At 64.5% G+C, this 13,148-nt stretch carries 14 protein-coding genes and 1 riboswitch; of the genes, 7 read left to right on the forward strand and 7 right to left on the reverse strand.

Translation table 11 applies throughout. The features are described from left to right. Window positions 1–125: 125 nt before the first annotated feature. Window positions 126–1,118: an SDR family NAD(P)-dependent oxidoreductase gene (locus tag A3M3_RS0101895; RefSeq protein WP_081736665.1), complete on the reverse strand. Its 993-nt coding sequence runs from the start codon at window positions 1,116–1,118 to the stop codon at window positions 126–128. 75 nt (window positions 1,119–1,193) lie between these two features. Then, a complete protein-coding gene (moeB, locus tag A3M3_RS0101900) occupies window positions 1,194–2,405 on the reverse strand; it encodes a molybdopterin-synthase adenylyltransferase MoeB (protein WP_035741224.1) in 1,212 nt (403 codons plus the stop codon). A gap of 86 nt (window positions 2,406–2,491) precedes the next feature. Between moeB and A3M3_RS0101905 the strand changes: the two genes are divergently transcribed. The 3 genes from A3M3_RS0101905 to A3M3_RS0101915 are packed head-to-tail and all read left to right on the forward strand — an operon-like array spanning window position 2,492 to window position 3,763. Further along, window positions 2,492–3,148 carry a TetR/AcrR family transcriptional regulator gene (locus tag A3M3_RS0101905; protein WP_051422883.1) on the forward strand — a complete coding sequence of 219 codons (657 nt, stop codon included), beginning with the start codon at window positions 2,492–2,494 and terminating at the stop codon, window positions 3,146–3,148. A gap of 50 nt (window positions 3,149–3,198) precedes the next feature. Further along, complete coding sequence (locus A3M3_RS0101910) at window positions 3,199–3,423, forward strand: DUF3107 domain-containing protein (RefSeq protein ID WP_028264914.1); 225 nt, start codon at window positions 3,199–3,201, stop codon at window positions 3,421–3,423. 37 nt (window positions 3,424–3,460) lie between these two features. Then, complete coding sequence (locus A3M3_RS0101915; protein WP_028264915.1) at window positions 3,461–3,763, forward strand: hypothetical protein; 303 nt, start codon at window positions 3,461–3,463, stop codon at window positions 3,761–3,763. An 18-nt stretch (window positions 3,764–3,781) separates the two neighbouring features. Here A3M3_RS0101915 and A3M3_RS0101920 read toward each other — a convergent pair whose 3' ends face one another. From A3M3_RS0101920 to thiO, 4 genes are all read right to left on the reverse strand, one after another. After that, entirely contained in the window at window positions 3,782–4,447 is a 666-nt protein-coding gene (locus A3M3_RS0101920) for a 4a-hydroxytetrahydrobiopterin dehydratase (protein WP_028264916.1), read from the reverse strand. Window positions 4,448–4,506: 59 nt separating this feature from the next. Further along, a complete protein-coding gene (locus A3M3_RS0101925) occupies window positions 4,507–5,313 on the reverse strand; it encodes a thiazole synthase (RefSeq protein WP_028264917.1) in 807 nt (268 codons plus the stop codon). Window positions 5,314–5,316: 3 nt separating this feature from the next. Next, a complete protein-coding gene (gene thiS / locus A3M3_RS0101930) occupies window positions 5,317–5,553 on the reverse strand; it encodes a sulfur carrier protein ThiS (protein WP_028264918.1) in 237 nt (78 codons plus the stop codon). Further along, window positions 5,550–6,881 (reverse strand): glycine oxidase ThiO, encoded by a 1,332-nt coding sequence (thiO, locus tag A3M3_RS0101935; RefSeq protein ID WP_035741228.1) that lies wholly within the window; start codon window positions 6,879–6,881, stop codon window positions 5,550–5,552. Before thiO ends, thiS begins: the two co-directional genes overlap by 4 nt. Next, a riboswitch (TPP riboswitch) is annotated at window positions 6,873–6,992 on the reverse strand. Its footprint overlaps the gene before it by 9 nt. Window positions 6,993–7,018: 26 nt before the next feature. Between thiO and thiE the strand changes: the two genes are divergently transcribed. From thiE to A3M3_RS0101955, 4 genes are all read left to right on the forward strand, one after another. Further along, window positions 7,019–7,708, forward strand: a complete 690-nt coding sequence (thiE, locus tag A3M3_RS0101940) for a thiamine phosphate synthase (protein ID WP_028264920.1) — start codon at window positions 7,019–7,021, stop codon at window positions 7,706–7,708. Between the two features lie 37 nt (window positions 7,709–7,745). Further along, window positions 7,746–9,233 (forward strand): RNB domain-containing ribonuclease, encoded by a 1,488-nt coding sequence (locus tag A3M3_RS0101945; protein WP_028264921.1) that lies wholly within the window; start codon window positions 7,746–7,748, stop codon window positions 9,231–9,233. A 286-nt stretch (window positions 9,234–9,519) separates the two neighbouring features. Further along, a complete protein-coding gene (locus tag A3M3_RS0101950; protein ID WP_028264922.1) occupies window positions 9,520–11,214 on the forward strand; it encodes a DEAD/DEAH box helicase in 1,695 nt (564 codons plus the stop codon). Window positions 11,215–11,222: 8 nt separating this feature from the next. After that, the gene (locus tag A3M3_RS0101955) at window positions 11,223–12,086 is read left to right on the forward strand and encodes a DNA-methyltransferase (protein ID WP_028264923.1); all 864 of its coding nucleotides are present in this window, start codon (window positions 11,223–11,225) and stop codon (window positions 12,084–12,086) included. 175 nt (window positions 12,087–12,261) lie between these two features. On the opposite strand, the gene A3M3_RS0101960 is transcribed toward A3M3_RS0101955, so the two are convergent. Continuing rightward, complete coding sequence (locus tag A3M3_RS0101960; protein WP_028264924.1) at window positions 12,262–13,107, reverse strand: PHP domain-containing protein; 846 nt, start codon at window positions 13,105–13,107, stop codon at window positions 12,262–12,264. Window positions 13,108–13,148: the final 41 nt, after the last annotated feature.

Consider the following 13,148-nt stretch of genomic DNA (forward strand, 5'->3'; position numbering starts at 1 on the left):
CACCGGCAATGCCTACCAATGAGCATGTCCCTTGCGGCGGGCGGTGGTGGGGGGCGTGTGGTGGGGGCGGCGGGCGGTGGTGGGCGGCGCGTGATGGTTGGGCGGGGGTGGCGAACACCGGGGTCTTATGTGAACGCGTTAACGCCTGTCATCTCGGCAGACACAGCCCACAGCCTCGCCGCGGCTTCCGGATCGACGGCGTGCGCATCCACTCCTTGGTACCGTGCCAAGGGCGAAGCCGGGTCCGTTGGCTTGGCGATATCACAGTCTTCGCAGTACACCCCGCCCATGCCTGCCAGGGCCGGTGACGTAGCTGCCCAAGTGGACGTGGCGGCGCCCTGTTCCGGAGTCTTGAACCCCTCCCTGACCTTGCCTGCGGCGTCCATCCATCCCGCCGCGACGATCTCTTCCCGTGGCAAGTGGCGCTGAAGCTCGGTCATGATGCCGCCGGGATGGACCGCGAAGGCGCGCACTCCAGCTGACTTGCCCAGTCGGTCCAGCTCCACGGCGAACAGCGCGTTGGCCGTCTTTGCCTGGCCGTAGGCCTTCCATTTGTCGTAACCGTTCTCGAAATTGATGTCCTCGAAGCGGATCGGCGAGAGTTTGTGCCCTGTGGAGGACAAGGAGACGACGCGAGCCGAACCGGCAGCTGCCAGAGCGGGCCACAAAATGTTAAGAAGCGTGAAGTGGCCCAAGTGGTTGGTCGCGAACTGGGATTCCCAGCCCGGACCCACGCGTTGCTCCGGGCTGGCCATGATGGCTGCGTTGTTGATCAGGATGTCCAGCGTTTCGTTCGATCCGAGGAAGCGTTCCGCGAAATCCTTCACTGCGCGCTGCTCGGCGAGATCCAAGGCCTCCACCGTCACATGCTCCGGAGCGAGTCCGGCCGAGGCAAGGACGTCCTTCGCGTGCTCCGGGCGCCGGGCAGGAACCGTGATCTGGGCTCCAGCAGAGGCCAGTGCCCGCACCGTTTCCAAGCCCAAGCCGGAATAGCCTCCGGTGACTATGGCCGTCTTGCCCCGGAGATCCACTCCCGCGACAACGTCCGACGCCGTGGAGTCGTGGCCGAAACCCGATCCGATGGGATGCTGGGGGGTGATCAAGGATTCCTCGTTCATATCAGGACCTTTCGTGTGCCGGCGCCAGGTTTCCAAGGGTGCTGGGGTTGCTGGGGTTGCTGGGGTTGCTGGGGTTCAGTAAACCGGTTTGCCCGGCTCGACGTCGCGCACCCAGGCAAGTATCCCGCCGTCGAGGTGGCTGACGTGGGTATAGCCCGCCCGCTGTGCCGCCGCCAGCACGGCGGCCGAACGGGTCCCGCCTTTGCAATGAAACACAATCTCTTTGTCTTGCGGTAGTTCCGTCCAGGCCTCCCCCGCCAGGATGCGCCCTTGCGGGATGAGCACCGAACCATCGATGCTCACAATCTCGTGTTCACCGATCTCGCGGACATCCACCAGTTCAAAGTCGCGTTCCCCCGCCGCGCGGGCTTCGAGCATCCCGGAAAGTTCGGTGGCCGTAACAGTGCGAATCGAGTCGTCCGCGGGCTCCGGGGTGATGCCGCAAAAAGCCTCATAGTCGGTCAATTCGGTGATGGGTTCGGCCGCCGGATCCTTCGAAACCTTGATTTCGCGCCAACTGCCGCCAAGCGCATCAAAGAGCGCCACACGCCCCAGCATGGAGCGCCCGACGCCGGTGATCAGCTTCACTGCCTCCGTCACCATAAGCGAGCCGACGGCAGCGCACAGCATGCCGAACACGCCACCCTCGCCGCAGGACGGGACCGAACCGGCCGGAGGAGCTTCGGGGTACAGATCGCGGTAGCTGGGGCCGTGCTTCTCCCAGAACACGCTGACCTGGCCGTCGAAGCGGAAGATGGACCCCCAGACGTAGGGTTTGCCGAGAATCGCGGCAGCATCGTTCACGAGGTAGCGGGTGGCGAAGTTATCCGCGCCGTCGAGGATGAGATCATACCCGGCGAAAAGCTCCAAAGCGTTGGAGGAGTCCAGGCGAACGTTGTGCAGCTGGACGTTGACGAGGGGATTGAGTTCCTTGATGGCATCCCGGGCCGATTCAATCTTCGGGCGGCCCACATCTCCCACCCCGTGGATGATCTGACGTTGCAGGTTGCTGAGATCCACGTCGTCGTCGTCCACGATTCCGAGCGTTCCCACCCCTGCGGCGGCCAGGTACAGCAGGGCAGGAGAGCCCAGCCCGCCGGCACCGATCACCAGGACTTTCGCATTCTTGAGGCGCCGCTGACCCACCACGCCGATTTCGGGAATAATGAGGTGGCGCGAGTAGCGTTCCACCTCATCGGTGGTCAGTTCCGCGGCCGGTTCCACGAGTGGCGGCAGTGCGGAAGAAGTCGAGGGCGGCAACGTTTGGGCAGCAAGAGTATTGGCCATACTTCAAAGTATCCCTGCCGGTGCCGCCCGGTCATATTACCGCGCAGTATTGTGGTCATAACTGCATAAGGAAAGGCGGCAGACAAGTGGCTGAGAGTGCACGTACCAAACAGGAGGCACAGGTCAGGCAAGATCGGACCGGTTCGCCCCGCTCGGCTAGGCTGCCACGCGACGAGCGCCGGGCCCAGCTTCTCAACGCCGCCTTGGAAGTGTTTGTCGCCAACGGCTTCCACGGTGCGGCGATGGACGAAATCGCCGAGACCGCCCATGTCAGCAAGCCGGTGTTGTATCAGCACTTCCCGTCCAAGCGGGAGCTCTACATGGCACTCCTGGACAGCCATTTGGCCATGCTGACCGAGCAGATGCTCACGGCGCTGAATTCGACCACCGACAACAAGGAACGCGTCCAAGCGGTCATGCGCGCGTACTACCGCTTCATTGCGAGCGACGACCAGGCGCACCGCCTCGTCTTTGAGTCCGACCTCATCAACGATCCGGACGTCAGTTCCCGCTTGGAGACGTTCAACCGCACGTTCGCCGACGCCGTCGCCAAGGTCATCGCCGAGGACACCAAGCTCCCCCCGCTGGAGGCCCAACTATTGGGCCGTGGGCTCGCCGGAATGGCGCAGGTCAGTGCCCGGTACTGGCTGGAAACCGATGGCGATCTGGACCTCGATGTCGCCAGCGATCTGATCTACCGTTTAGCTTGGCGCGGAATCAGTCGCTTCCCGAAAGAGTCCTAGGCTACAAATAGAGGACTGAGTAAATTCTTGATTGGCTGGGAGGCCCTGCTGTGGAAGTAAAGATCGGCATTCAGAACGTTGGCCGTGAGATCGTGCTGGAATCCGCTCTGGATGCCGAGGCTGTCGCCAAGATCGTGGGCGACGCCATCAGCAATGGCACCGACCTGCGCCTGACCGACGAAAAGGGCCGCCAAGTCATCGTTCCCGGCAACGTCGTGGGGTATGTCGAGATCGGGGCTGAAGAAGTACGCCGGGTCGGCTTCGGCGCGCTCTAATCTTTTACGTCAGAACACCCGCGAGCCAGGAGTCCGCATGCTCTCACTTGTCATCGTGGCGCTAGCCACTATCGCGTCAGGCTTCATTGTCTGGGGAACTGACAAACACCGTGGCACCTACGGAATCACTTTGCCCGCCGGTGTTTCCGTCGCGGTGGCAATGCTGAGTTGGATGGTCTTCATCCAACTTGGCTTCGGCTACCAGCCCGGAGTGACGTGGATCCCGTGGGTCCTGCCCATCATTCTGGGTACTGTGGCTGCCGCTGTTGTGTCGTTTTTCCTGGGCCGCCATCGGGCCCGGCACAACACCGCCCAGCTAACAGCGGCCCTGCGGCTCTAGCCGGCGCTTCGGCTTTAACTACAGATTCGGCTCGTGACCTGCTTCGGTGCAGAGGCATAACCTGTTTCCTTGGGAATCCGTGACCACCACCCAGTTGGGTGCGTGGTCACGGTCCATTAACGCGCCGGTTGCCGCCGTCTTCTGCATAGTGGGTTCCGATTCAGCCTGGCTGCGGTGCACATCCAGGTGGATACGGTTCGGATTGGGTGTTTCCGTTGCTTGGAACCACACGGCGGGCCCCCGACCGTACGGATCTTCGAGGTCTCCGGAGCGGCCTTTGCGGTAGCCAAGCGCCACCCGCCATACGTCCGAAATCTCTTCTGGATCCGTGGTGTCGATTCCGACTTCAACCGTCCGGTACAGTCCGGGTTCGGCTATTGCCCCGGCTTCGGCTGCCGCTTGGGAGGCTTCGCTTGCTGCGCGGACGTCTCGCTGGGTCACCTCGCTCCCGGCATCGTGTGAGGTGTAGCGGACGAACACCCTGTTGTAGCGCCAGTCCAGGTCCGGGTGGTGGTTCTGCCGTTCGGCGATGCGCCCGACGGCGGCGATCAGCTCCAGTGCGGCAGCCGACGTCGGGCATTTGTAGACGGTGACCAGACCGCCCAGGCGGTACCGCCAGTCCGGCAGCTCCGCCAGAGCGCCATCGATGGCGGGCCTGGTGAGAATGTCATCCTTGCCCGCCATGGGAACTCCTTCGTAGCCGTGGAATCGTTGGAGGATCGCCCGAGCGGCCGGTGTAGCCGCTAGAGGAACTCGGCCCGGCCTTCCATCGCCGAGGACGCGAGAGCGTGTTCCCGGCGCGGGATGCGGCCCGCCTGCTTCGCCAGCCTACCGGCGATGACAGCGTGTTTGAAGGCCTCGCCCATCTGCACCGGGTTCTGCGCGCGGGTCACGGCAGTGGCCAGGAGCACGGCGTCGCAGCCCAGCTCCATGGCCAGGGCGGCATCGGAGGCAGTGCCGATGCCCGCGTCGAGCACTACCGGAACTGAAGCGCGGGACACAATCAGTTCGATGTTGTGCGGATTCAAGATTCCGAGGCCGGTGCCGATCGGCGCGCCCAAGGGCATCACGGCCGTGGCTCCGAGGTTCTCCAGGCGAAGCGCCAGTACGGGATCGTCATTGGTGTAGGCGAAAACCTTGAAACCGCGGTCGACGAGTTTCTCCGTTGCATCCACCAACTCCACGGCATCCGGCAGCAGCGTGTGTTCGTCGGCGATGACTTCGAGCTTCACCCAATCCGTTTCCAAGGCCTCCCGGGCAAGCTCCGCTGTCATGACAGCGTCCTTGGCGGTGAAACAACCAGCGGTGTTGGGCAGGACGCGGACGCCGTGATCTACCAGCAGCTGGAAGAGGGAACCTGTTTCCGTTGGTGAGTACCTCCGCATGGCAACCGTGGTGAGCTCGGTGCCGGAAGCCAGCAGAGCCGCCCCCAGTCCGTCGAGGCTCGGGGCTCCCCCCGTCCCCATGATGAGGCGCGAGCCGAACTCAATGCCATCGATTACCAAAGCATCGGTTTGGGTGCTTGCTGTTTGCGTGCTTGCTGTAGTCATTGTTCAGCCTCCCTGTACTGCAGTAACTATTTCGAGTTCGTCGCCCTCTGCGAGCGCGGTGGCAGCCCATTGGCTGCGCGGCACCACTTCGGAATTGCGTGCCACGGCGACGCCGATCTTGCGTCCGTCAGCCGCCTGGCCGTTGGCATCCACCACCCTTCCGGTGATGTGGCGGACGAGAGTGGTCACGGAGGCGTCGTCGCTCAGCGTGTGGGCTGCGCCATTCAAGGTGATGTTCATGCGTGGTCCTTCGGATGGAGGTGTGGGGTGACGGCTTGCGGGCCGCTTCTTGCGGCGCCGGCTGCTGGGAGTGGGCGGGAGAAGCGGTCCGGCCGGAACTTATTCCAGCGCGGATCGGCGGAACCGTCCATGAGCCCGATGCAGATTTTTGCCGCTGCCGGAGTGAGGAGCACACCGTGGCGGAAAAAACCGCTGGCTACGATGAGGCCGGGCACGGCTCCTTCATTTTCGGTACCTTGCACACGGCCCAGCAGCGGCGCGTTGTCCGGCGTGCCCGGACGGGCACGCGCAGTTGCTTCCAGGAGTTCCAGTTCAGCTACGGCCGGCACCAGCACCTGGGCGTCGCGGAGCAACTGGTACACCCCGCCCGCCGACACCGGATCGACCGACGCCCCCGACGCCGACAGGCCGTCCTCGCGTTGCGTCGCGCCGATCACAATCGTCCCGTCATCACGCGGGACGATGTACACGGGCACTCCGCGCACCATTCCGCGGACCGTGGCGGTGACGAGGGGCCGGAGGTGTTCCGGGACGCGGAGCCTCAAGATGTCGCCATACACGGGCCGTAGCGGGAGGGATAAGCCAGGCGGCAGGCCGTTCAGCCGGGCAGCACCCAGTCCGTTGGCAACCACAGTCTCATTGGCGATCACGCGGATGCCTGAATCGAGCTCGGCCCCGGCAACTCGGCCGTCCTCCCACAGGAGGCCCGCCGCTTTGTCGCGGAGAGCAAAGCCATCCTCGGCTCCCGAGATCCAGCTGGAGTCGCCGGGCTGGTGGTCTGCCAACGCGACAAGAATCGCCGCCGCAAATTTTCTGGGATCCACTTGGTGGTCACCGGGAATGTCGAAGGCACAGGAAATCTGCGGACTCAGGAGGGGCTCACGCTCACGGGCCTCACGCAACGGCACAGATTCCACCACGAGGCCGTTGGCCAACTGGACGTCGCGAAGGTCGGCGAGCGCCCGCCGGTCTGCCGCGTCCGCGCCGACGGCGAGGGTCGGCGTCGTACGGTATCCCGTTCGATTCCAGGCGGTTCCGTCGGGTGATCCGGACAGCCCGCGTTCGAAGTTCGGCCACAACGCCGCCGATTCGAGCATGAGTTCCAGGAGGTCTTCCTCCTGGTAGTGCAGTTCGCTGACGGGCGCCAACATACCCGCCGCCGCGAAGGTAGCACCGCTGGCCGGTGCCGGGTCGATCAGAACCACGGAGCGGCCGGATCTGCGGGCTTCCCACGCGATGCCAAGGCCGATAACCCCGCCACCGATCACCGCCACATCCGCATGCAGATGCTCGTGCAGGGGTTCGTGTTGAATGGTTACTTCGTCCATGAGGTCCTTCCCTACGCCGGTACTAGCCGGATCAGGTCAAGCGGTCGGCGCTGAAGCCCTCTCAGCCGCGCGGCGATTGTGACTGCCGCCGCGGCTCCCGCGGTACTAACCCAGTTTAGAGGAACTACTCTGTTTCCATGACCCAGCACGCGCTCCACACCACTGCCCGCCTCTACCTCTGCACCGACGCCCGCAAGCAGCAAGGCGACTTTGAGCAATTTGTCGATGCCGCATTCGAAGGCGGCGTGGATATCATCCAGCTGCGCGACAAGACCATTGAAGCGGCTGAGGAGCTGGAGCTCCTGGAGGTCCTGCACTCGGTCGCACACCGCCACGGGCGGCTCTGGGCAGTGAACGACCGCGCGGATGTGGCATCGCTCGCCGGCGCTCCCGTGTTCCATATCGGCCAGAAGGACATTCCGCTGCGCTCGGCCCGGAAGCTGCTCCACGACCCCACCGTCATCGGCCTCTCCACCCACACGCCCGAGCAGATTGACGCCGCGATCGCCGCGTCGCCGGGGCGCAGCGGCCTGGACTACTTCTGCGTCGGTCCGGTCTGGGCAACGCCCACCAAGCCGGGGCGCTCCGCCGTCGGGCTTGATCTGGTGCGGTACGCCGCGGACGCCGTGAAAAGGGCAGACGAAGAGACAGTGGGCGGTGTTGTGCTCCCTTGGTTTGCGATCGGGGGCATCGATCTCGGCAATGTGGAAGAGGTGGTGCGGGCGGGAGCCAGCCGTATCGTGGTCGTGCGGGCCATCACGGAAGCGGACGATCCGACGGCGGCTGCACAGGCGCTCCTGGCTGCCCTCGACGCAGCGACGGCCTAGCGAGACTCCGGGAGATTTTGGCGCTACCCTGACTTTCGTGTCACATCAGCGGATAGCCCCGAATGTCAGTGAAACGTCGAACACGCTGGCGGAAGCGCTCGCTGCGCTTCGGACGGAACTCGAGCTGCCCGCAGGCTATCCCGCTGACGCGCTGCGCGACGCCGAAGCGGCAGTTTCCCGCCACGCCCTGCCGACGCAGGACCTCACGGACGTTCCGTTCATCACGATCGACCCGGCCTCATCCACGGACCTTGACCAAGCCCTCTTCATCGACCGGTCCAGCGATGGATACCGGGTGCTCTACGCCATCTCCGATGTGCCCTCCTTCGTGCCCCCAGGAGGGGCGCTCGACGCCGAGACCCGCCACCGCGGACAAACGTTCTATGCTCCGGACGGCCGCATACCGCTGCACCCGGAGATCATCAGCGAGAACGCCGGAAGCCTGCTCGCCGGCCAGACCTGCGGCGCGTTCGTGTGGGACTTCGAGCTCGACGCCGAGGCGGAATTCCACAAGGTCTCCGTGCGCCGGGCAAGCGTGCGCAGCCGTGCCAAGCTCGACTACAAGGGCGTCCAGGCGCAAATCGACGCCGGGACAGCTGATCCCGTCCTCCGGCTCCTCAAGGAAGTGGGCCTCAAGCGGGTGGAACTCGAACGCCGCCGCGGCGGGGCAAGCCTTAACATGCCGGAACAGGAAATCGTTCAACTGCCCGACGGCGGCGGCTACAGGATCGTCGCTGCCCCCTCGCTGCCGGTGGAGGACTGGAATGCCCAGATTTCCCTCATGACCGGGATGGCCGCCGCCCGGCTGATGCTCGACGGAAAAGTGGGAATCCTGCGCACCATGCCCGCTCCGGATGAGCGCTCCCTGCGCCACTTCAAACGCCAGACCGGTGCCCTCGGCAAACCTTGGAGCGACGGGATCAGCTACGGCGAGTATCTACGGACCCTCGATGCCAGGGACCCCCGGCAACTGGCCATCCTCCATTCCGCGGGGATGCTTTTCCGCGGCGCGGGTTACACGCCTTTCGATGGCGAGGTACCGGACAGTGTTCTGCAGTCGGCGATCGGCGCACCGTATGCCCACACCACCGCGCCGTTGCGCCGCCTGATCGATCGCTTCGTCTTGGTCATCTGCGAAGCACTGAGTAACGGAACCGAGATTCCCGGTTGGGCGCGGGACGCCCTGCCGAGCTTGCCGGCAATCATGGCGTCGTCGGATCAGCTTGCCGGCAAGCTCGAGCGCCTGGCCTTGGACACCGTGGAGGCAGCACTCGTGATGAACCACATCGGCCAGGAGTTCGACGCCCTGGTGATCTCCGGATCGAAGCCTGCCAAGAACAACAACGGAAATGGCAACGGCAATGGCAACGGATCCGCGCACGGGCCGTACGGCGTCGTACAAATTGCCGAGCCCGCGATAACAGCCCGCTGCGACGGCGAAATGGAGTCCGGCACGAAAGTCCGCGTGAAACTGCTTGACGCGGACATCGCGAGCCGCCAAATCACCTTCGAACTGCTTCGGTAGCGACGTTCGTTCGCGAACCAAGACCGCGATCCGGGGTTTATTGCCCCCAGACGGTAGACTGTGTAAGTAGTAATGGATGCCCGGTCGTTGATTCAGATAATTTTTTGACGTCAACAAGCCCGCCCCTACGCGATCTTGAGATACACCAGCTGGTCCCCAGTGCCAGTATTTAGATAGCCCGCGATCGGCTTCCACTGGATTTGCTTGCGCCCATTCGTGCTCCGGAACGGCCCTGCCACCACCGTTGAGCACGCGGCGCAGCCCAAATGAATAAGGAAACTCCACTGTGAGTGAATTGCACACCCATGAAGTTCTGACAGACGGAACCGAAACGATCGAACCCGAGGAGACCATTTCCTCGGACGAAATACCCCACGAGATCGCAGAAAAGTCCTTCGCCGACTACAACGTCCGCGCCGACATCGTTGAATCGCTCGCCGACGCCGGGATCACCCATCCTTTCCCCATCCAGGCCATGACCCTCCCGGTCGCCTTGGGCGGACACGACATCATCGGCCAGGCCAAAACCGGCACTGGAAAGACGCTCGGCTTCGGCATCCCGGCCCTGCAGCGCGTCGTGGGTCCGGATGACGCCGGCTACGACAAGCTCGCTGTCCCGGGTGCTCCCCAGGCCCTTGTGATCGTACCTACCCGTGAACTTGCTGTTCAGGTGGCCAACGACCTCCAGACGGCGTCCCGGAAACGCAACGCGCGCATCGCCACCATCTACGGCGGCCGCGCTTACGAGCCGCAGATCGAAGCCCTGCAGAAGGGCGTCGAGGTTGTGGTCGGCACGCCCGGCCGTTTGATCGACCTCTACAAGCAGAAGCACCTGACCCTGAAGAACGTCCGCATGGTGATTCTCGACGAAGCGGACGAGATGCTTGACCTCGGATTCCTTCCAGACGTCGAGACCCTGATTGCCGGCACTCCCGCCGTCCGCCAGACTCTTCTCTTCTCAGCCACCATGCCCGGCCCGGTCATTGCCATGGCCCGTCGCTACATGACGCAGCCCACGCACATCCGCGCCGCGGACCCGAATGACGAAGGCCTGACGAAGCGGGACATCCGCCAGCTGATCTACCGCGCCCACAGCATGGACAAGATCGAGGTCGTGGCCCGCATCCTGCAGGCCCGCGGCCGCGGCCGCACCATCATCTTCACCAAGACCAAGCGCACCGCTGCCAAGGTTGCCGAAGAGCTCGTGGACCGCGGCTTCGCCGCCGCCGCCATCCACGGTGACCTCGGCCAGGGCGCCCGCGAGCAGGCCCTGCGCGCGTTCCGCAACAACAAGGTTGACGTCCTGGTCGCCACTGACGTCGCTGCCCGGGGCATCGACGTCGACGACGTTACGCACGTCATCAACTATCAGTGCGTCGAAGACGAAAAGATCTACTTGCACCGCGTCGGCCGCACCGGCCGCGCCGGCAACAAGGGCACCGCCGTGACCTTCGTCGACTGGGACGACATGCCCCGCTGGGGCCTGATCAACAAGGCGCTCGGCCTGAGCGTCCCGGAGCCGGTGGAAACCTACTCCTCCTCGCCGCACCTCTTCGAGGAGCTCGACATCCCCACCGGCACCAAGGGACGCCTGCCCCGCAACCAGCGCACCCTTGCGGGCGTCGACGCCGAGCTCCTCGAAGACCTCGGCGAGACCGGCAAGAAGAACTCCCGTTCCGGCAGCAATTCCGGGCGCGGACGCTCCGGTCGCGACGGCGGACGCGAAAGTGGAAGCCGCGGCGCCAAATCCGGCGATGCTCCCTCGCGTGAGGGCAACGGCGACGCCGGACGCAACCGCACCCGCCGCCGTCGTACGTCCGAAGGCGAAGCAGCCCCCGCTGAAGGTACTGCCGAGTCACACGCGACCCAGCCACAGTCCGGCGAGGACAAGCCTGCCCGCGCACGCCGTTCCCGCACCCGTCGCCGCAATGGCGAAGTAGTCACCGCTTCCGGCGCGTCCGCCGAGAGCACCGAGGCTTAACGGCTTCAATGACAGAAACTGTTTGGGCGCCGGACGGCAGCAATTTGGTGGTGCACGCGGACAACGCGGATTTCCTCCCGACGCTGCCGGACGGCGCCTTCACACTGATCTACGTGGACCCGCCCTTCAACACAGGCCGGGTCCAGCGGCGCCAGGAAACCCGCATGGTCCGCAACACCGACGGCGACGGCGACCGCGTCGGCTTCAAGGGGCGGTCCTATGACACCATCAAAGGCGCCCTGCACAGCTACGACGACGCCTTCAGCGACTACTGGTCCTTCCTGGAACCACGGCTCCTGGAAGCCTGGCGCCTGCTCGCCGACGACGGCACCTTGTACCTGCACCTGGACTACCGTGAGGTGCATTACGCCAAGGTGATGCTGGACTCGATCTTCGGCCGGGAGTGTTTCCTGAACGAGATCATCTGGGCTTACGACTACGGCGCCCGTGCCAAGAACCGTTGGCCCACCAAGCACGACAACATCCTCGTGTACGTCAAAAACCCCGCCGGATACCACTTCGACAACGCCGAGGTGGACCGCGAGCCGTATATGGCGCCCGGCCTGGTGACGCCGGCCAAACGGGAACTGGGAAAGCTTCCCACGGACGTGTGGTGGCACACCATCGTTTCGCCTACGGGCAGGGAAAAGACGGGCTATCCCACGCAAAAGCCGGAAGGACTTGTCCGCCGGATCGTGACGGCATCGAGCCGGCCAGGCGACTGGTGCCTGGACTTCTTTGCCGGTTCCGGCACGCTTGGTTCGGTCGCGGCGAAATTGGGGCGCAGGTTCGTGTGCGTGGACCAAAACGCGCCGGCTATCGATGTGATGCGCAAGCGTCTGGACGGCAAGGCCGTCTTCTCCCCCAACTAGTCCCCACCGCCACCCTCGCCTCGCAGGCTCGGCCAGGGAACCCTGGCGGCGTGGGCCCACCGCCACCCTCGCCTCGCAGGCTCGGCCAGGGAACCCTGGCGGCGTGGGCCCACGCATTTGTTGTCGCTCTGAGGACTGAGAACGACAACAAATGCCAGTCAGTCGGGCCGGAAGGTTAGCGGACTACGGTGCTTCCCGTGCCCAGTTCCTCGATGCGGGCCAGGACCTCCGGGGACGTCAGGTTCTCCCCGAGCAAATTCGGTTTGCCCGTTCCGTGGTAGTCGGACGAACCCGTCATGAACAACCCGTGCTCGGCGGCCATGCGGCGCAGGAACACGCGGCCTTCTTCAGGATTGTCGCGGTGTTCGACTTCCAGCCCTTGGAGGCCGGCGTCGATCATTTCCCTGTATGTCCGTTCCCCGACCACCCGGCCGCGGGCCGAGGCCACAGGGTGCGCGAAGACCGGGACGCCGCCGGCCGCCCGGACGAGTTCGACGGCGACCGCCGGGTCAGGTGCATAGTGCTGCACGAAGTAGCGGGAGTGGGAGGTCAGAATCGCGGTGAAAGCCTCGGACCGGTCTGCCACCGCGCCGGCAGCCACAAGGGCATCGGCGATGTGCGGGCGGCCCACGGTCGCACCGGGAGCCACATGGTGGATCACGTCGTCCCAGCTCAAGGGGTAATCCTCGGCCAGGAGCGTGACCATGCGTTTCGCCCGTGTGAGCCTCGCATCCTTCGCCTTGGTAATTTCTTCGAGCAAGCCGGGGTGCCCGGGATCATGAAGGTAGCTCAACAAATGGACGCTGATCCCCTCCCGCGTCCGGCAGGAAATCTCCATGCCCGGCACGAAAGCAATGCCGTACTCAAGGGCGGCGGTAGACGCCCCGCCCCAACCGTCAGTGGAGTCGTGGTCGGTCAGGGCCACCACATCCAGACCCGCGGCAGAAGCCGAAGCGATCACTCCAGCGGGAGCCTCGGTCCCGTCGGAAACATTGGAGTGCGCATGCAGGTCGATCTTCACTTTCCCAGCCTATTTGATCAGGGACCGCTTGGACCGTTGCG

The organism is Arthrobacter sp. MA-N2, from assembly GCF_000517125.1.
GTDB lineage: Bacteria > Actinomycetota > Actinomycetes > Actinomycetales > Micrococcaceae > Arthrobacter > Arthrobacter methylotrophus.